20 protein-coding genes and 1 other RNA gene are annotated in these 17738 nt (G+C 37.3%); 5 read left to right on the forward strand and 16 right to left on the reverse strand.

The genetic code is table 11. The annotated features are described in order from the left end of the window. Positions 1–466: 466 nt before the first annotated feature. The 6 genes from dtd to PYW32_RS11545 all read right to left on the reverse strand — a co-directional run bounded on the left by dtd (position 467) and on the right by PYW32_RS11545 (position 6144). Positions 467–910, reverse strand: a complete 444-nt coding sequence (dtd, locus tag PYW32_RS11520; protein WP_016174138.1) for a D-aminoacyl-tRNA deacylase — start codon at positions 908–910, stop codon at positions 467–469. Positions 911–914: 4 nt separating this feature from the next. Continuing rightward, entirely contained in the window at positions 915–3128 is a 2214-nt protein-coding gene (locus PYW32_RS11525; protein ID WP_016174137.1) for a RelA/SpoT family protein, read from the reverse strand. A 169-nt stretch (positions 3129–3297) separates the two neighbouring features. After that, positions 3298–4047 carry a 16S rRNA (uracil(1498)-N(3))-methyltransferase gene (locus tag PYW32_RS11530; RefSeq protein ID WP_016174136.1) on the reverse strand — a complete coding sequence of 250 codons (750 nt, stop codon included), beginning with the start codon at positions 4045–4047 and terminating at the stop codon, positions 3298–3300. 1 nt (position 4048) lies between these two features. Further along, complete coding sequence (gene prmA, locus PYW32_RS11535) at positions 4049–4996, reverse strand: 50S ribosomal protein L11 methyltransferase (protein ID WP_016174135.1); 948 nt, start codon at positions 4994–4996, stop codon at positions 4049–4051. Between the two features lie 12 nt (positions 4997–5008). Continuing rightward, a complete protein-coding gene (locus PYW32_RS11540) occupies positions 5009–5488 on the reverse strand; it encodes a DUF3013 family protein (RefSeq protein ID WP_016174134.1) in 480 nt (159 codons plus the stop codon). Continuing rightward, entirely contained in the window at positions 5470–6144 is a 675-nt protein-coding gene (locus tag PYW32_RS11545; RefSeq protein ID WP_016174133.1) for a DNA-3-methyladenine glycosylase, read from the reverse strand. The genes PYW32_RS11540 and PYW32_RS11545 overlap by 19 nt, the downstream gene beginning before the upstream one ends. A 102-nt stretch (positions 6145–6246) precedes the next feature. Here PYW32_RS11545 and PYW32_RS11550 point away from each other — a divergent pair, with 102 nt between their 5' ends. Both PYW32_RS11550 and ssrS read left to right on the forward strand, forming a co-directional pair. Further along, complete coding sequence (locus tag PYW32_RS11550) at positions 6247–7524, forward strand: replication-associated recombination protein A (RefSeq protein WP_016174132.1); 1278 nt, start codon at positions 6247–6249, stop codon at positions 7522–7524. A 66-nt stretch (positions 7525–7590) separates the two neighbouring features. Beyond that, a non-coding RNA gene (gene ssrS, locus PYW32_RS11555) (6S RNA) lies at positions 7591–7786 on the forward strand. 188 nt (positions 7787–7974) lie between these two features. Here the strand turns inward: ssrS and tnpA are convergent. Together tnpA and PYW32_RS11565 are read right to left on the reverse strand one after the other, a co-directional pair. Next, entirely contained in the window at positions 7975–8448 is a 474-nt protein-coding gene (gene tnpA, locus PYW32_RS11560) for an IS200/IS605 family transposase (protein WP_016174131.1), read from the reverse strand. A 177-nt stretch (positions 8449–8625) separates the two neighbouring features. After that, positions 8626–9051 carry a phosphate-starvation-inducible PsiE family protein gene (locus tag PYW32_RS11565; protein ID WP_016174130.1) on the reverse strand — a complete coding sequence of 142 codons (426 nt, stop codon included), beginning with the start codon at positions 9049–9051 and terminating at the stop codon, positions 8626–8628. Positions 9052–9200: 149 nt separating this feature from the next. Here PYW32_RS11565 and PYW32_RS11570 point away from each other — a divergent pair, with 149 nt between their 5' ends. The 3 genes from PYW32_RS11570 to PYW32_RS11580 all read left to right on the forward strand — a co-directional run bounded on the left by PYW32_RS11570 (position 9201) and on the right by PYW32_RS11580 (position 11178). Further along, positions 9201–9470: a hypothetical protein gene (locus tag PYW32_RS11570; RefSeq protein ID WP_016174129.1), complete on the forward strand. Its 270-nt coding sequence runs from the start codon at positions 9201–9203 to the stop codon at positions 9468–9470. A gap of 76 nt (positions 9471–9546) precedes the next feature. Next, positions 9547–10017: a universal stress protein gene (locus PYW32_RS11575; RefSeq protein ID WP_016174128.1), complete on the forward strand. Its 471-nt coding sequence runs from the start codon at positions 9547–9549 to the stop codon at positions 10015–10017. Positions 10018–10317: 300 nt separating this feature from the next. Then, positions 10318–11178, forward strand: coding sequence for an AraC family transcriptional regulator (locus PYW32_RS11580; RefSeq protein ID WP_016174127.1), 861 nt, complete (start codon positions 10318–10320; stop codon positions 11176–11178). 45 nt (positions 11179–11223) lie between these two features. On the opposite strand, the gene PYW32_RS11585 is transcribed toward PYW32_RS11580, so the two are convergent. From PYW32_RS11585 to PYW32_RS11620, 8 genes are all read right to left on the reverse strand, one after another. Continuing rightward, complete coding sequence (locus tag PYW32_RS11585) at positions 11224–11610, reverse strand: DoxX family protein (protein ID WP_016174126.1); 387 nt, start codon at positions 11608–11610, stop codon at positions 11224–11226. A 223-nt stretch (positions 11611–11833) separates the two neighbouring features. Continuing rightward, a complete protein-coding gene (gene mnhG, locus PYW32_RS11590) occupies positions 11834–12184 on the reverse strand; it encodes a monovalent cation/H(+) antiporter subunit G (protein WP_016174125.1) in 351 nt (116 codons plus the stop codon). Further along, positions 12171–12446, reverse strand: a complete 276-nt coding sequence (locus PYW32_RS11595) for a Na(+)/H(+) antiporter subunit F1 (protein WP_016174124.1) — start codon at positions 12444–12446, stop codon at positions 12171–12173. Before PYW32_RS11595 ends, mnhG begins: the two co-directional genes overlap by 14 nt. Then, complete coding sequence (locus PYW32_RS11600) at positions 12446–12922, reverse strand: Na+/H+ antiporter subunit E (RefSeq protein ID WP_016174123.1); 477 nt, start codon at positions 12920–12922, stop codon at positions 12446–12448. Before PYW32_RS11600 ends, PYW32_RS11595 begins: the two co-directional genes overlap by 1 nt. Positions 12923–12926: 4 nt before the next feature. Further along, positions 12927–14411, reverse strand: a complete 1485-nt coding sequence (locus PYW32_RS11605) for a Na+/H+ antiporter subunit D (protein WP_016174122.1) — start codon at positions 14409–14411, stop codon at positions 12927–12929. Continuing rightward, positions 14404–14742: a Na(+)/H(+) antiporter subunit C gene (locus tag PYW32_RS11610; RefSeq protein WP_016174121.1), complete on the reverse strand. Its 339-nt coding sequence runs from the start codon at positions 14740–14742 to the stop codon at positions 14404–14406. The genes PYW32_RS11605 and PYW32_RS11610 overlap by 8 nt, the downstream gene beginning before the upstream one ends. Further along, positions 14742–15176, reverse strand: a complete 435-nt coding sequence (locus tag PYW32_RS11615; RefSeq protein WP_016174120.1) for a Na(+)/H(+) antiporter subunit B — start codon at positions 15174–15176, stop codon at positions 14742–14744. The genes PYW32_RS11610 and PYW32_RS11615 overlap by 1 nt, the downstream gene beginning before the upstream one ends. Continuing rightward, positions 15173–17581 (reverse strand): Na+/H+ antiporter subunit A, encoded by a 2409-nt coding sequence (locus PYW32_RS11620; RefSeq protein WP_245558564.1) that lies wholly within the window; start codon positions 17579–17581, stop codon positions 15173–15175. The genes PYW32_RS11615 and PYW32_RS11620 overlap by 4 nt, the downstream gene beginning before the upstream one ends. Positions 17582–17738: the final 157 nt, after the last annotated feature.

The following is a 17738-nucleotide window of genomic DNA, read 5'->3' on the forward strand; positions in this document are numbered from 1 at the left end:
AATGAACTTCATCAAAAAGCGTTCGTTCCGCGTTTTTCCGATCGTTTTTTTTCAAAAATGCACTAGTAAAAGGAACTAACAGTTTTGTAAGACACGGATAAATGAATAATAGATAATCATTGCTACTTTAATTTTTAGTATACCTTTTTTATACGTGTGAAAATCGTTTTTACCCTGAACGTTGCAAATTTATGCCTAAACGTTACAAAAAAATCGCTCACTTCTCAGTGAACGATACAACCTAGCCCATCTTCTTTGCTTGATATCTAGCATAAAGCAAGCCCCCAAAAGTAACCAAGCCCAATAAAATCACGATTCATTTTTTAAAAGGAAACGAAGGCAGAATATAAAGAAGAATAAATAAGGGGAAAACTACAAGAGAGAGTTTATTAGAATTGTTCATAATTATCACATCCTATCCATTGCGTATCTACAAAAAAAAGAGGCCAATGTTACAGCCTCTTTTTTATTCTCGTGTATCAAAAATAATTGTCACAGGACCATCATTGACTAAAGATACTTTCATATCCGCGCCAAATTCTCCAGTAACTACAGGAATCGCTAACTGGCGTAACCCCTCGTTAAACGCATCGTATAATGGGATGGCTATTTCTGGACGTGCTGCTTTGATAAAACTTGGACGATTACCTTTTTTCGTTTCTGCATATAACGTGAATTGTGAAATACTCAAAATACTTCCAGAAACAGCTGCAATACTGCGATTCATTTTGCCCTCATCGTCTTCAAAAACACGTAACTTGGCAATTTTACCAATCAAATACTCGACATCTGCTTGGGTATCTTCGGTATGAATCCCTAATAAAATCATATATCCTTGTGCAATAGCACCTGTAATTTCGCCATTAATTTTGACACTTGCTTCACTTACTCGTTGTATAACTGCGCGCATTTTTCTATCCTTTCACACGATGGACGCTGTAAACATCCGGTACTTGTTTCAATTTATCTGTAATGGTTTGCAGGTGAGACAGATTTTGGATTGAAACAGAGAGACGAATGGTTGCTTGTTTGTCTTTATCTGAACGTGCTGTCACGCCAAGAAGTTTTTTCGATTGAGAACTAATGACTTGTAGCACATCATTTAATAATCCTGAACGATCATAGCCATGAATTTCTAAATCGGCGGCATATTCTTTTTGATTGCTTGCTGTGTCTTCCCATTCTACTTCAATCAAACGATTTTCATATTCGGGCGCATTCGTCACATTAGGACAATCCGCACGATGAATAGAAATACCGCGCCCTTTCGTAATATAGCCCACGATAGCATCACCTGGTACCGGATTACAACAACGACTCATTCGAATCAATAAGTTTTCCACACCTTGAATCACAACGCCACCTTCATGGCGAATTTTCATCTTTTCTGGCTCTTTTTTCGCCGGTTGGTTCATGATCTCTTGCATACGTTGTTTATCTTTTTCGATTTGTTGCTCACGACGTTCTTCTTCAGTTAATCGATTGGCTAAAGTAGTTGGACTAACTTCACCATAACCAACTGCTGCAAATAAATCATCTTCTGTATGGTAATTATAGCGTTGCAATGCTTCTTGCATTTTAGCTTTAGAGAGCATTTCTTTAGGAACAAAACCTAAATCTTGCAACGCTTTGACTACTGCTTCGTGGCCTTTTTCGATGTTTCCTTCACGATCTTGTGTTTTAAAGAAACGTTTGATTTTATTTTTCGCTTTGCTTGTTGCGACTAATTTTAACCAGTCACGACTTGGTCCAGATGAATTAGCCGAAGTCATAATCTCTACAATATCGCCTGTTTTCAACTTATAGTCCAATTGAACCATTTTGCCATTCACTTTGGCTCCAACTGTCTTACTTCCAATATCGGTATGAATATTATAAGCAAAATCAAGCGGACCAGATCCTTTTGGTAATTCAGAGACATCTCCTTTTGGTGTAAAGACATAGACCTTATCACTAAAGATATCTCCTTTAACCCCTTCCATAAACTCAGAAGCATCAAAGCTTTCATCTTGTAGCTCTAAAATTTCTTTAAACCAACCAACCTGTTGAGTCATGGCATCTGGTTTGATTTCTTCGGTGTGTCCTTCTTTGTATGCCCAGTGAGCCGCAACCCCAAATTCGGCAATTTCATGCATTTCATGGGTCCGAATTTGAATTTCGATTGGATTGCCATTCGGACCAATCACTGTCGTATGGATGGATTGATACATGTTTGCTTTTGGCATAGCAATATAGTCCTTGAAACGTCCCGGCATAGGTTTCCATCTCGTATGAATCGCACCTAAAACTGCATAACAGTCTTTGATAGAATCGACAATTACACGAATAGCTAATAAATCATAAATCTCATCAAATTGTTTTTTCTTATCCACCATTTTGCGATAAATAGAATAAATATGTTTGGGACGACCATAAATTTCCGCATAAATATCGAGTTCTTCTGTCGCTAGACGAATTTCTTCAACTGTTCCTTCCACATACGCTTCACGTTCCTCACGTTTGGTTTGCATCAAGTGAACAATGCGATAATATTGATTTGGGTTTAAATAACGTAACGAACGGTCTTCTAGCTCCCATTTAATTCGACTAATCCCTAGACGATGTGCGAGAGGGGCATAAATTTCCATTGTTTCTTGGGCAATCCGTCGTTGCTTATCTTCACGCAAATGATTTAATGTCCGCATATTGTGCAAACGGTCGGCCAGTTTCACCATGATTACGCGTAAATCTTGTGCCATTGCTAACAACATTTTGCGGTGATTTTCTGCTAATTGTTCCTCATGCGATTTGTACATAATTTTTCCTAATTTTGTAACGCCATCAACCAGCATTGCCACATCAGGGCCAAATTCTGCTTTTAAATCTTCTAACGTTACATCTGTATCTTCGACAACGTCATGTAAAAAACCTGTCGCTACCGTATGAGGATCCATATGTAATTCTGCTAGAATTCCCGCAACTTGAATGGGGTGAATAATATAGGGTTCGCCAGATTTACGAAATTGTCCTTCGTGCGCTTTGGTTGCATAATCCAACGCTTTTTGGACAAACGCAACATGCTCTTTACTCATATAATAAGAGACAAGTTTTACCACTGTTGGGCCTGACATAATCGTTTCTTTAGCCATTGTAGGAACCTCCTTTGAGAAAAAAGGTCTGGACGAACGCCCAGACTCTTCTTGGTTATACTTGTATACAAGAGACCGATTGGGAATTTCTATCCCTAAGTACCAGTTATATTATACAAATTTTCCGTGTTTTTTTCAAACCTGTAAAACCAAAGTTATCAAGGAATTTTTACATTAATTCTAATTGATAACTCGCCGCACTTAATAAATAAAACGGCGCTGTTTCTGCTCGTAAAATACGAGGACCTAAGCCACAAAGCTGTCCATTCATCGCAACCAATGTTTCAATTTCTTGAGGAGCAAGTCCGCCTTCTGGTCCGAATATAGCCAATAAACGGGTACCTTTTTCCACCTTTTGCAAAATACGGGCAAGCTGCGCATGTTCTCCTTGTTTCGCAGATTCCTCATAGGCAACAACAATGACGTCATAGGTAGCTACTTTTTCTAAAAATTCTTTTTCGGTTGCCAAAAGCTCAACAATCGGGGTTACTTGACGGTGTGATTGTTCCGCTGCTTCTTGAGCAATTTTTTCTAAGCGTTGTTGTTTTTTTGCTAATTTTTTAGCATCCCATTTTACTACCGAGGTTTTGGCTGGAAAACCGATAAACCCTGCTGCGCCTAGTTCCGTTCCCTTTTGAACCACTAAATCTAATTTATCACCCTTTGGATACCCACTTGCAATTGTAATCGAAATTGGTAGTTCTTTTTCTTGTTGCTCTTTTTCAATTTCTTTTAAGATAACACTAGCATCGGTAATCGCACTAATTTCAGCAATAATCGACAATTGATTTTGAAAGGCTAAATACACTTGTTGTCCAGTATTCATGCGCATGACACGGACCATATGATGGTAAGGTTCCCCCGTTACTTCATATTGTTCTTTAGGTGTATAGTTTTCAGCTAAAAAATATCGTTGCATCTTAATCTTCCTCAGGTTTCTTCAAAATGATGGCATACCAATCTTTTTGTTGGAATACTTGATCTACTTCAAACCCTTGTGCTTCCAAGGCATCGATGACCATTTGTTTTTTCTCATGAATAATTCCCGAAACAATTAAGGTACCCTCTTGTTTTAATAAACGCCATGCATCAGGGACCATTAACACAATAATATCCGCTAAAATATTGGCAACAATGATATCTGCTGGCGTGTCTATGCCTTTCAATAAATCATTGGCACTCACTTGCACATCACTAGCAATGGCATTTAAATCCATATTTTCTTGTGCTGCTTGTACAGCCACATCATCTAAATCAAACGCATGAACTTCATCCGCGCCTAAATATTTACTCGCAATACTTAAAACACCTGAACCCGTTCCAACGTCCAAGACTGTTTCGCCTCCACGCAAGGTCACTTCCAAAGCCTGTAAGGTTAAACGTGTCGTTGGATGCGTGCCTGTTCCAAAAGCCATTCCTGGATCTAAAGTAATAATTTTTTCGTCGGTATGTTGTGGTGTATATTCTTCCCAACTTGGGACAATCGTCAAATAACGTGAAATATGCACTGGATGATAATATTTTTTCCAAGCAGTTGCCCAATTTTCTTCCGCTACTTCGCTCACTGTTAATTCATTTTTACCGATTGCCAAACCATATTCTGGCAATTTTGCCACTTCTTCACGAATAAATGGTAAAATTTCTGGTAAAAAAATAGTTTCTGGAAAATACGCTGCAACGTAGGCCCCTTCTTTTAAAGAGGTAATTGTTTCTTTATCCAAGATTTCACCGTATTCGTCACTTTGGAAGTTTTCAATATCTAGGGCATCTTCAATTGCGACACCACTTGCGCCGGCTTCCATCAAAATATTTGCGATTGCTTCAACTGCTTCACTAGCAGTCTCGATTTTTACTTCATTCCACTTCATCTTGTTTACTCCTTAATAACTTGGGTAAGGTAAATAACCTTTTTGCCCATATTTTGCGATTGCTTGTTCGAATGCTTCATCTGAAAAGTCCAACTCAAAAAATTCATCGTCGTTTTCTTCAGATAAGAAATCTAACAAATCACTTTGTCCTTGGTCTAATACTTCTTGTAAATAATCCACTAAACCATCAATCACGGCTTGCTCAATGCCTTTTTTGCCTTCATAAGGAATCACTGCTAAATAATCTTCTTCCTCAAATCGTGATTTTTCTGGATGATAAAATAAAATACCATCCTCAAATTCGATCACTTCTTCTTCAGACGCCACACCTTCTGCATCATCAATGACAGATCCAGTTGTGTTCTCTGCAAATAAACGAATCACTAACTCAATCGTGTGGTTTTTAGCGTCCCAATCAATTGCTGTGTCATATTCGGTTATTTTTTTTGTTAATTGTTTGTCTAAGTACGTAATCATTGTTTCTTTTGCCATGCGTTTTTCCCCTTTTCTACCCAGCCAAAGTCTGGATCGATCTCTTTTTTGCGAATATTTGTAAGATATGGATTGCCACTTGCAACAAACCGTAACGGCATATCGGTCCATTCTCCTTTATTCGGAATACCAATTCTTGGTAAAGTTTCAATTTTTTTAGGTGTTCGTTTTTTCTCAGGAACTAGATGAAGGGAACTCGTAAAAATAGATTGGCCGTAAAGCTCTTTAGTAATGCCTAGTGCCGCTACTAATTTACCTGGTCCATTGGATAAATCTTTCCCTGAACGACCACGATTTTTTTCCATTTGCGCAATGCCTTCGACTGGTTCAATACCACGAATCATGACTCCCTGTGGCATGCCTTCTGGTTGCGTCACCATATTTAAAATCAAATGCGTGTGCATCGTGTACAAATAGATGGTTCCTGGTTGTTGGTACATCGCTTTTAGACGTGGTGTATGACGCATACCATAACTATGTGCCGCTTGATCGTCTGGTCCAAGATACGCTTCACAATCCACAATATAACCACCTAGTATCCCTGTTGGTGTTTCATGTTCCAAGTACATACCAATCAAATAACGTGCAATTTCCACTGTTGATTTTGTATTAAAAATTTGTTTTGTTTCTTCCATTTCATCACCTATTGCCATCATACACAATTCTCCGCTTCGTTGCTATTCTTAATACTTTTTTGTAGCGAAAAGTCCTGCTTTTCTCTATGCTATATGTAGAAGAAAGAGGAAGGAGTGTGTCTCATGCAACAACCACTTGCTTATCGCATGCGCCCACGTACATTAGATGAAGTTGTTGGTCAACGACAACTCGTAGGTGAAGGAAAAATTATTCGACGCATGGTTGAGGCAAAAATGTTATCTTCCATGATTTTGTATGGACCACCAGGAACCGGAAAAACCAGTATCGCCAGTGCGATTGCCGGTTCCACACGCTATGCTTTTCGTATGTTAAATGCCGCTACGGATACGAAGAAAGATTTACAAATTGTTGCCGAAGAAGCCAAAATGAGTGGCACAGTTATTTTACTGTTAGATGAAGTCCATCGCTTGGATAAAACCAAACAAGATTTCTTGTTGCCTCATCTTGAAAGTGGCAAAATTATTATGATTGGTGCTACGACGGAGAACCCGTATATCACTATTAACCCTGCGATTCGTAGTCGCACGCAAATTTTTGAAGTCTTTCCTTTGCAAGAAGCAGACATTTTACAAGCCATCGACCAAGCCTTACATGATAAAGAACGAGGCCTCGGTGAATTTCCAGTCACACTTGCAGAAGATGCTCGTTTGCATTTATCGCGAGCAACCAATGGTGATTTACGCAGTGCCTTAAATGGATTAGAATTAGCCGTGAAATCAACACCCCCTCAAGAAGATGGGGCCATTCAATTAACACGTGCAATTATTGAAGAATGTGTCCAGCGAAAAGCGCTAACGCATGACAAAGATGGTGATGCTCATTATGATGTCATTTCTGCTTTTCAAAAATCGATTCGAGGCAGTGATGTCGATGCCGCCTTGCACTATTTAGGTCGTTTAGTCGAAGCAGGTGATTTAGCGATTATCTGTCGCCGCTTAATGGTTATCGGGTATGAAGATGTTGGATTAGCCAATCCAAATGCTGCTTCGCGAACTGTAAATGCGGTATTAGCTGCCGAACGACTAGGACTTCCCGAAGCACGGATTCCACTCGCACAAGTTGTTGTTGATTTATGTTTATCGCCCAAATCCAATAGTGCGCATGTCGCATTGGATAAAGCCATTGCCGATATTCGCAATGGCAAAGCAGGCGATGTACCAAATCATTTACGCGATGCCCACTATAAAGGCGCCGCAGAATTAAATCGTGGGATTGGTTATCAATACCCGCATGATTTTGACCAAGCATGGGTGAAACAGCAATATTTACCCGATAAATTAAAAGACAAACACTATTATCAACCCAAAATGACGGGCAAGTATGAACAAGCGCTCGCCATGCGTTATCAACAACTCCAAGAGTGGAAAAAACATAAATGAGAAACGCTTACATTTAATTGAACTTCTCTATTGCTACTTTTTCATCCTTGTGCTACTATGGAAATGGGAAATCTGTGATGTACGAGTTATCCCTATTTAGTGTTGACCGAACATTTTTATTGATATCTTGGGATCTGTCCGGTGTTATAGTTGGTAACAAGCCTTGTCATTTGGTAGTTCGAAAACTATAACCGTAGAACCCACCTGCTACACTTTGCGGGATCAATACTCCGGGACAATAAACGGCATCGACGGATCTTACCCATTAATTTTCAATTGGACCTTTTGTCTTCTAGACAAAAGGTTTTTTTGTATAAATCAAAACCTCCAGTGTGAACTGGAGGTTTGTTCTTCGGCTGAAAGCCTCTTTTACCGGCCATAGCCTAAAAGGCTTCCTGAACGGTTTCCCACTTGCACCACTTTTACTCACTGATCCTTAAAGAATCTCTTTCACTTCTTCTTGTTTTTTTGTCCTGTAAACGGATCATACTCTTCAAACAATGTTAGCTGATCTGCTACATAATCTTCTTGTACTTGATTCCGAATGTATTCTTCGATCTGCTTCTTATTTCTTCCTACTGTATCCACGTAATACCCTCTACACCAAAATTTTCGGTTCCCATACCGATACTTCAAATTCGCATGTCTGTCAAAAATCATTAAGCTACTCTTGCCTTTTAAATAGCCTACAAAACCTGATACACTATATTTTGGTGGGATACTTACGAGTAAGTGGATATGATCTTTGCACGCATTTGCTTCGATGATCTCCACTCCTTTTCTTTCACATAATGTTCGGATGATCTCACCTATACTTTTCTTATACTTTCCATAAATCACTTGTCGTCTATATTTTGGTGCAAAAACAATGTGGTACTTACATTTCCATGTCGTGTGTGATAAACTTTCATTAGCCTTTTTCATAATAGGCACCTCCTAAATTGATGGATGTGGTGGTCGGGAAACCAATTTCATCTTATCATTTTTGGGAGGCTTTTTTAATACCTCGCTGGAAGCTCTTTGGAACCCCCGGCTTAGCCAGGGGTTTTCAATACACATAAAAAAACTGCTCCCTATCCAAATGATAGGAAGCAGTCAGTATTACATTTCTTTGTGTTCGTCTGCGTCTTTATTATGAAAGGCTTTGACTTTTTCTAAAACAAATAGCACAATCACTAAAATTAAAATTGCTAACGCTAAAAACAAGGTCTCCAATCCGCCACCATGAGCCAACAACAATTCACGAGAAATAGCTGTAATACTGATTAAAATCAAGTAGCGTACAGGAATATGGTGTCCATCTCTTACATAGCGTAACAACATCAAAATGATTTCTAATAAGATAAACAATGTCGCGACTTCTTCAATCAACGTATAGAGATCAGATAGTGAATGCAACGGAATTACTGCGGTAATTATATGATAGATTGCTTCACCCATCACTACAAGTATCACAAGGACTAAAAAGCCCAACATAACATCTACCACAGAACTAACAATATTGTCAAAACGATTAAAACCTTTCATCAAAGACCACCTTTTACTTTATTAATTGTATGCTGTTCATTATATATAAAAATAACGAAAAAATCCGTAATGATTACTTGGGTTTCAAAAAAAATTGCAGGAATCCTAAAACTCACCTATACTTTACAGTAAGTGGAAGGAGTGTAACAATGACAATTTTCTTATTAATTTTGATGGCCGTTGTATTAATTTTCCTCGGTATCACTTTAATGAAACAAACCGTATTTTTCTCCCTCATCGAAAATAATGAAAAAAATAGTCGTTTTCTAAAAACGTATGGTCTGATTTATCTTGTCTTAGGTGTCATCAGTGCCTTGCTAGCAACAGTTAACCAAATGTTATTTATTTTGGCTTTTATTGCAGTCATGATGCTTGTATCCGCACTATTTAGCATTCAGTTTTCAAAAAAAATGCGCTAAATTCCAAGGTTTCTCTTTTCTTTTTTCTATGAAATAGCTTACAATAGAAATAGAAGAACAGAAAGGACGTGGGGTTATGTTACAACAATACAAACGAATTATGGTAGCAGTCGATGGTTCAAAGGAAGCAGAACTAGCGTTTCGCAAAGCAGTAAACGTGGCGCGAAGAAACCAAGCAGAGTTGTTATTGGTTCATGTTATTGATACTCGTGCGTTTCAAACAGTTACTTCTTTTGACACAGTCTTAGCAGAGCAAGCGACAGATTTGGCGAAAGAATCTTTAACAGAGTATGCCGAAACAGCAAAAAGTAATGGTGTACCCGCAGTCGAAACAATGATTGAATATGGTTCTCCTAAAGCAATTATTGCAAAACAATTACCTGCTGATAAAGAAGTCGATTTAATTATGTTAGGGGCAACAGGTTTAAATGCTGTTGAACGATTATTTATTGGTTCTGTTTCAGAATATGTTATCCGTCATGCACCATGCGATGTATTAATCGTACGCACTGATTTAGACAATACTATCCCTAAAGAGGAAGATTAAAAAAAGCGTGTTGCCCTAAGGCAGCACGCTCTTTTTTTGGGAGTTTTTATCCCAGGGGTTATTGTGAAAGATGAATACTCACCTTTAGCACCGATTATCCACCAGTGAGAAAACTCTCACTGTTTCTTTATTTAACCATGACTTTTATTGAATGTAAATACTTTTATCTAAATTTTCAGAATATTTTCTAAAATATTTTTTGGAAGACTTTAACGAAGGAAACCGATAAAATTTGTTCCAACTATATCAAGTCAGCGAACGTTGCTTTTGTTAAGCTACGTATAAATGAGGAGGAAAAAAATGTTACAACAATTCAATCAACTAATGGACGAAATTGAAACACACTTAACCGAAGAGTGTTCCATCGAAGAATTAGCTAGAAAATTTGGGATGTCGGCGTATCATCTCAAACGAACATTTTCATTTCTGGCTGGAATGACCTTATTGGAATACATCAAAAATCGTAAACTCGCCTGTGCCAATCAAGAATTAGTAACTGGCGCAAAAGTAACCGACGTCGCCTTTAAATATGGGTATCAATCTGTCGAAGGTTTTTCGCGCGCATTTCGCGAATGGAGCGGTTATTTACCTTCAGAAATTAGTAAACGTAACATTCAAAAAACTTTTCCTAAACTCTCATTTTTTATTGATATTAAGGGAGGAATTTCAATGGAAGTGAAAATTGAAGAAAAAGCTGCATTTCGAATTGTCGGTGTAACTAAGCGAGTTCCTGTTCAGTTTGAAGGCACCAATCAGGAAATCATCAAATTGGCGCAACAAATTACACCAGAGCAACGGACGTACATGAACGAATTAGGAAATCTCTATCCAAAGCAAGTTGTAAATGTTTCCTATGATTTTGAAGGTAAACGTTTAATTGAACAAGGAACGTTACAACATATGATTGGTTTTCTCACTACGAAAGCAAACACAGATCCATATTTGGAAACACTTGAAGTAGAACCACACACTTGGGCAATTTTTCCAAGCAAAGGCCCTTTTCCGGCAACCTTACAACAAACATGGGCACAAATTTTTTCAGAATGGTTGCCTTCTTCTAACTATGAATTAGTCGATGCTCCAGAAATCTCATTTACAGATTATGCCACTAGTTCTACAGATAAATATAGTGAAATTTGGATTGCAGTTAAAGAGAAATAGCAAAAATGAGGTATTGACACACGTTGATGTCAACACCTCATTTTTTTATTTTACATTTGGTAAAAAAGTAAATAATTTCTTCTCAAAATGTGCGAAACCAGTCGCAATACTTAAGACAATCAAAATAACTTCTAGTTCGACACCGCCAACATAGCCACGATTTAGTCCTAATAAAAACATCGCTGTTGCTAGTACCACTACAAAACCTAATGCGACTAATGGAACCAGCAAACCGATAATCATAAAGATGCCTCCTACGATTTCGATTAAAATAACTAAATATGCCATAAATGCAGGTACACCTAAGCTACTAAAGAAGCCCACTGTGCCCGCCAAATCACTGAATTTTGAAATACCATGCATCAACATTGATACACCAAGAATGACGCGAACTAAGACCAAACTAACGGTCAAACGAGTCGTTTTATCCATATGGTTTCCTCACTTTCTTTTATTGAGTGCTCATTATAGCTTACAATAAATAAGTAAGTCTAGTTTTTTGCTTTATAATAATATAACAATGAGTAAAATATGATGAACAAACAAAAAAGAATAGTCAATACTTGCGGCATCTCCGACAAATGTTGACTATTCTTTATCTTACATGAAGCAAAACCAATCGCTACGATAGCTTCTGAATCGATTGGTGTATTCACTACTTGTTGTTTTCTTTAGTCTTTACTTTTTTCAAGTCATCTTGCACATGATTTTTTTCAAGTCGTACGCCAGTTCGATAGGCCGAACGAGTAATCATTAATGAAGATAACGGTGCCGTAATAAATACAAAGACAATCGCTAATAATATCTTGATATTGATACCACCATTTGGAATAAAGTAAACCACTACCGCTAACATTAAAAAAACAACACCCAAAGTAGAACTTTTACCTGCAGCATGCATTCGACTATAGACATCTGGAAAACGCATCACTCCTACAGCACTCAAAAATGTCAGAAATACACCGAGGAAGATCAACAAACTTGTGATAATTTCAGTCGCGGTCAAATACAGCACCTCTTTCAATAAATTTTGATAAAGCGACAGTTCCGACAAACGAAAGAATACTAAGGACAAGGATGACATCTGCATAGGCTAATGTATCTTGTAAAATCATGACAATACCGATAAATCCGATTAAAGTAATCCCAAAAGAATCCAACCCCAGTATCCGATCACTTGTTGAAGGGCCAAAAAATATACGAATAGAGAATATCACCAAAGCACCAGCTAATACAATAAGCGAAAAATAGAGAAATAGTTGAAACATTAGTTTGTCACCTCCATAATGGCGCGTTCAAAAGTATTGTGAATTTGTTCAATCATTTTTTCTTTATCCGGAATATCAAGCGAATGAATATATATCGTTTTTCCATTGTCTGAAAAATCCATAGATATCGTTCCAGGGGTTAACGAAATCAGCCCCGCCAGTAAGGTAATCTCTAGCTTAGAATCTAATCTTGTCTCTACCGCGATAATTCCCGTTTTATTTTTTAATTTTGGACTAAGAATAATTTTAATGACATCAATATTTGATTTGACTAACTCGACAACAAAAAGGAAAAGTAACTTCACTAACGCCCAAACTCGATCCATGTAAAAATCAAAAATGAGAAACTTTCGCAAAATAAATAGAATAAAAATCCCTACAACATAGCCAAAAAAGAAATGCGAAGCCGTAAAACTATTTTGTAAAAAGGCCCATGTAACAGCAATGATAAGATTAATTAAAATTTGAAAAGCCATCGTCCTACTCCTTTAAAACAGATTCAATATAAATGGATGGGTCCATAATTTGCTCAGCTATTTGAACCGAATACTGAAAAACAGGTTCCGCAGCCAGACCTAAAATAATCGTAAGAGCTACTAAAGGTACAATCGGTAATAACAACTGACGAATCGATCGATTCGCTTGTTCTTCTGTATGTTTCGGTTTTCCCCAAAAAGCATAACTGACTATTTTCATCATCGAAAACAGTGTGAAAAAACCAACGAGTAAAGCAACACCTGAAATAATATATGCTTTTTCTTGAAAGCCTGCTAAAATAATGGGAAATTTACTAAAGAATCCACTAAAAGGTGGAATACCTGCTAGCGAGATAGCACTAATGAAAAACAGCCATGTTAACACAGGATGCGTCTTAAGCAAACCACCCATTTTCTTTAGTTCTGTTGTCCCTGTTATCTGTTCCACAGTACCTGCAAATAAGAATAACGCTGTCTTCACAATCATATGATGAATAATATAATAAATCGCTCCCGCAATGGCTAAGGGTGTAAAGATGCCAATTCCCATAACCATATATCCTACCTGACTGATGATGTGGTAAGAAAGAATTCGTTTAAAATCAAATTGTGAGACAGCACCCAATACACCAAATAGCATGGTAAATCCAGCGATTGTAATCATAATCAATTGATGCGTATAATTTATCTCATGATAGAAAATTAAGGTAAAGGTACGCAAAATTGCGTAAATACCAACTTTCGTTAACAAACCACCAAATAAGGCAGAAATAGCTGCTGGTGGCCCGAAGTATGATTTTGGTAACCAGAAATAAAGTGGAAATAATGCTCCTTTTGATGCAAAGACAACAAAGAATATCATCGCGATGACTGTCAAAACACCTGTTTGTTCAAGTTCAGCAATTCGTTCCGATAAATGTGCCATATTCAGTGTCCCCGTCACAGAATAAAGCCAACCAACAGCAATAACAAATAACGCAGAAGCAAACACATTAATAACCACATACTTGAAAGATTCTCGAAGCTGATATTTGGTACCTCCATTGACAATCAGCGCATACGATGAAATGAGCATAACCTCAAAAAACACAAACAAGTTAAATATATCGCCTGTTAGGAAAGCCCCATTCACACCAACTAATAAGAAAAAATAGAATGGATAAAAATAAAACTGTTCTCTTTGTGGTGTAATTGTTTGAAAAGTAAAAAACAGACAAACCAGACTTAATAAACTAGTTAACAAAACCATTAAAGTAGCTAATAAATCTGCCACTAATACAATCCCAAAAGGCGCTTGCCAATTACCAACATCCAACACGATAATGCCCTTGTTATAAACAGTTACTGCTAAATAAATGGCTATTACAAACATCCCCACAGCAGCAAGTCCACTAATCACTCGCTGCAGTTGATGATTTTTTGCAAATAAAATTAATACAGCTCCAATAATAAATGGCATGATTATTGGAAGAATAATTAGATTATTCATCAGCGTCCCCCTTTAGTTCTTCTAAATCATCCGTTTGATATTCCTTATATGTTCGATAAGCAAGTACCAAGAGAAAAGCCGTCACACCAAACGAAATGACAATAGCCGTTAATACCAGTGCTTGTGGCAATGGATCGGTTAGTGTGTCATTTTCTAAATGTAAAAGTGGTGCTGCACCGCGTCCTAGTCCAGTCATCGTCATCATTAATAAGTGAACACCATGTGAAAGTAATATCGTTCCTAAAATCACACGTAAAATCCTTCTTGATAACAGAAGATACACACTGACTGAAAAAAGAATACCGACTACAATTAACATTAAGATTTCCATTACTTCTCATCCTCCGCAATCGCTAAAATAATCGTCAATGCCACACCCACTACAACCAGATAAACACCTAAGTCAAATAGCAATGCTGTGGTTAATTCTATTTCTCCAAATACTGGCAGTTGAAAATAGTCAAAAAATTGTGTTAAAAACGGATAGCCAAAGATAACTGAAAGCGTCCCTGTGCATACAGCTAGCAGTAAACCAATACCAATTAACTTTGGAAAATCAATTCGTATCGCCTGTTTAACGGTCTTCATATCAAATGCTAAATACAAGACTAAAATGGCAATGGCAGTCATTAAACCACCGATGAAACCACCACCTGGATTATTATGACCCGCTAAGAATAGATAGAACGAAAAAGTAAACATAATCAAAGAGATTATCCGTATCGCCACTTGTAACATCATATCGTTTGGTCGTGTTTGCTTCATACGTCTTCACTTCCTTTGACTTTAAATTTTATTAAGGAAACAATTCCTAGTGCCACTGTTCCGAGAACTAAGATTTCAAGCATCGTATCAAAGCCACGGAAATCAACTAAAATTACATTGACCACATTATAACCACCCGCTAATACTTTAGAATTTTCAATAAAGTATTCGGAAATCGACGTGAAATTGGTGTCCTGACTAAAAACAAATACACTAATGGAAACAATCGTAACCATCATTCCTACTGCAATAGAAATAATTAAATTAGTTAATTTAAATGAAGTGGTCATCTTTTCTTTTCGAAGGTCAGGTAAGTAATAGAAAACAAGCATAAATAAGACCACAGAGACAGTTTCTACCAATAACTGTGTTAATGCTAAATCCGGTGCTCGAAAAATAGTAAACATCAAGGATACTAAGAAACCGACCGCTCCAGTGACAATAATCGCGGTCATTCGATGATTAATAAACGGTATCGTAATCACAGAAAGCACCAGTAAAGAAACAAGAATCCACATATAAGGTTCAATTGGTGAGACACCATCCATACGAATCGCAAACGCATCATAACGAACAAATGTATAACTAATAAGTAAGACGATAAACGTGCACATATAAAGAAAATAATCACGTAATCTACCGGTCATTTGCATCTTAGTAATTACTTGAGAGTTCTTAATTAACCCATCATATCCATAGTCATACACGCGATTAAATACATCTTGCTCTTTTTCATAAAACGCATATTGTGACCATTTTTTCATCGTTAGAAAGAGTGACGTTCCGATAACTACAACGCCCATCGTCATCCATAATTCGAATGTGAAACCATGCCAATGGGAAATATGCACATCAAATTGCTGTCCGGACTCTAAGACACCCGGAAGAATAGCAGCCATTGTTGGTTCAATTAATGAATAAGATAAAATGTTCGGAAATAGACCAAAGACAACGACAAGTATTCCTAAAATCGCTGGACTAATTAATAGGCCGATTGGTGCTTCATGGACGTGTTTTATCGGTAGCTTTTCAGGCTGAAATTTCCCAGTAAAGGTCTTAACAAAAAGAATCGTACAATATAAAAATGTAAAAATACTAGCAATCCACGCAAGTATGGGGAATAATACGCCCCATGTTTCTATACTAAAGATACCGTATGTTGTTGCGTTAAGCATCGCTGTGAAAAAAAGTTCCTTACTAAGAAATCCATTAAATGGCGGCAAGCCAGCCATAGCAGCTAACCCCACGAATGAAATCGTTGTAGTCATTGGCATCAATGTCATTAAGCCACCCAATTTACGAATATCACGTGTGCCCGTCTCATGATCAATGATACCTGCTGTCATAAACAAACTACCTTTAAAAGTCGCATGATTAATTAAATGGAAAATAGCAGCTAAAATTGCGGTGGTATATAAGGCGTTATCGCCATCCTTAAAATAATAAGCAACCGAACCAATCCCCAATAAGCTCATAATCATTCCCAATTGACTAATTGTGGAATAAGCTAAAATTGATTTTAAATCCTTTTGTCTAACAGCGGATACTGAGCCCCATAACAATGTGATTATTCCAACAATTGTAATCGTCCAAAACCATGCAGCAGTTCCACCAAAAATAGGTGTCATTCTAGCAACTAAATAAATACCTGCTTTAACCATCGTGGCAGAATGTAAATAAGCACTGACAGGCGTTGGTGCTGCCATCGCTCCGGGTAACCAAATATGAAATGGAAATTGAGCAGATTTGGTAAATCCACCTAATAACACTAAAAACATCGCTGGCAAAAATAAGACATGTGACCCAAGCATATCGGTAGTGGATATCATTTCCCGAATGCTAAACGTCCCCGTCATAAGATACAGTAATGAAAAACCACCTAGCATAGATAGCCCACCAAAAACGGTGATATACATCGATTTTTGTGCACCGTAAATTGATTCTTCACGTTGGTACCAATAGCTAATTAAAAGCGCTGAGGATACACTCGTAATTTCCCAAAAGACATATAAAACAATCAGATTATCTGATAAAACAACCCCCAGCATCGCTCCCATAAACAACAAGATATAGACATAAAAATTATTTAATTTTTCTTTTGTCGATAAATAAAAAATTGAGTATAAGATGACTAGTGTCCCTATACCAGTGATTAAAAAAGTAAACAATAAACTCATACCATCTAAATAAAGATTAAAATCAATACCCAATGAAGGTACCCATCTTGCTTGCTCCATGACCACTTTCCCAGTAGTTGTGATTGGTAAAAAAGATAAAAAATAAACAAAGAGCATAAATGGCACGACTAATACAAACCACCCTGTATGTATTTTCCGAAAATGCTTGTACAAAAACGGAACGAAAATAGCCGCCAAAAATGGCATAAGTGTCGCCCAATGTAACACTGACAAATCAATTCCTCCTTTTTAAATAAAAATTTTTCAACATGTGTCCATTCAGATCATTCAATTCTATCAAACCATCGCCAATACCTTTTCTCGATTCCAACGCGCAGTCCCCTCAGTTTTCAGTTCTTTCACTCATTTATTTAAGATTAAAATA

Origin of the sequence: Enterococcus saccharolyticus subsp. saccharolyticus (assembly GCF_029023825.1) — a bacterium.
In the GTDB taxonomy this organism is placed as follows: domain Bacteria; phylum Bacillota; class Bacilli; order Lactobacillales; family Enterococcaceae; genus Enterococcus_F; species Enterococcus_F saccharolyticus.

Excerpts from the sequence above, each read along its gene's own strand:
- dtd (WP_016174138.1), bottom strand. The coding sequence starts at position 910 with ATGCGCGCAGTTATACAACGAGTAAGTGAAGCAAGTGTCAAAATTAAT.
- PYW32_RS11525 (WP_016174137.1), bottom strand. The coding sequence starts at position 3,128 with ATGGCTAAAGAAACGATTATGTCAGGCCCAACAGTGGTAAAACTTGTC.
- PYW32_RS11530 (WP_016174136.1), bottom strand. The coding sequence starts at position 4,047 with ATGCAACGATATTTTTTAGCTGAAAACTATACACCTAAAGAACAATAT.
- prmA (WP_016174135.1), bottom strand. The coding sequence starts at position 4,996 with ATGAAGTGGAATGAAGTAAAAATCGAGACTGCTAGTGAAGCAGTTGAA.
- PYW32_RS11540 (WP_016174134.1), bottom strand. The coding sequence starts at position 5,488 with ATGGCAAAAGAAACAATGATTACGTACTTAGACAAACAATTAACAAAA.
- PYW32_RS11545 (WP_016174133.1), bottom strand. The coding sequence starts at position 6,144 with ATGATGGCAATAGGTGATGAAATGGAAGAAACAAAACAAATTTTTAAT.
- PYW32_RS11550 (WP_016174132.1), top strand. The coding sequence starts at position 6,247 with ATGCAACAACCACTTGCTTATCGCATGCGCCCACGTACATTAGATGAA.
- tnpA (WP_016174131.1), bottom strand. The coding sequence starts at position 8,448 with ATGAAAAAGGCTAATGAAAGTTTATCACACACGACATGGAAATGTAAG.
- PYW32_RS11565 (WP_016174130.1), bottom strand. The coding sequence starts at position 9,051 with ATGAAAGGTTTTAATCGTTTTGACAATATTGTTAGTTCTGTGGTAGAT.
- PYW32_RS11570 (WP_016174129.1), top strand. The coding sequence starts at position 9,201 with ATGACAATTTTCTTATTAATTTTGATGGCCGTTGTATTAATTTTCCTC.
- PYW32_RS11575 (WP_016174128.1), top strand. The coding sequence starts at position 9,547 with ATGTTACAACAATACAAACGAATTATGGTAGCAGTCGATGGTTCAAAG.
- PYW32_RS11580 (WP_016174127.1), top strand. The coding sequence starts at position 10,318 with ATGTTACAACAATTCAATCAACTAATGGACGAAATTGAAACACACTTA.
- PYW32_RS11585 (WP_016174126.1), bottom strand. The coding sequence starts at position 11,610 with ATGGATAAAACGACTCGTTTGACCGTTAGTTTGGTCTTAGTTCGCGTC.
- PYW32_RS11595 (WP_016174124.1), bottom strand. The coding sequence starts at position 12,446 with ATGTTTCAACTATTTCTCTATTTTTCGCTTATTGTATTAGCTGGTGCT.
- PYW32_RS11600 (WP_016174123.1), bottom strand. The coding sequence starts at position 12,922 with ATGGCTTTTCAAATTTTAATTAATCTTATCATTGCTGTTACATGGGCC.
- PYW32_RS11605 (WP_016174122.1), bottom strand. The coding sequence starts at position 14,411 with ATGAATAATCTAATTATTCTTCCAATAATCATGCCATTTATTATTGGA.
- PYW32_RS11610 (WP_016174121.1), bottom strand. The coding sequence starts at position 14,742 with ATGGAAATCTTAATGTTAATTGTAGTCGGTATTCTTTTTTCAGTCAGT.
- PYW32_RS11615 (WP_016174120.1), bottom strand. The coding sequence starts at position 15,176 with ATGAAGCAAACACGACCAAACGATATGATGTTACAAGTGGCGATACGG.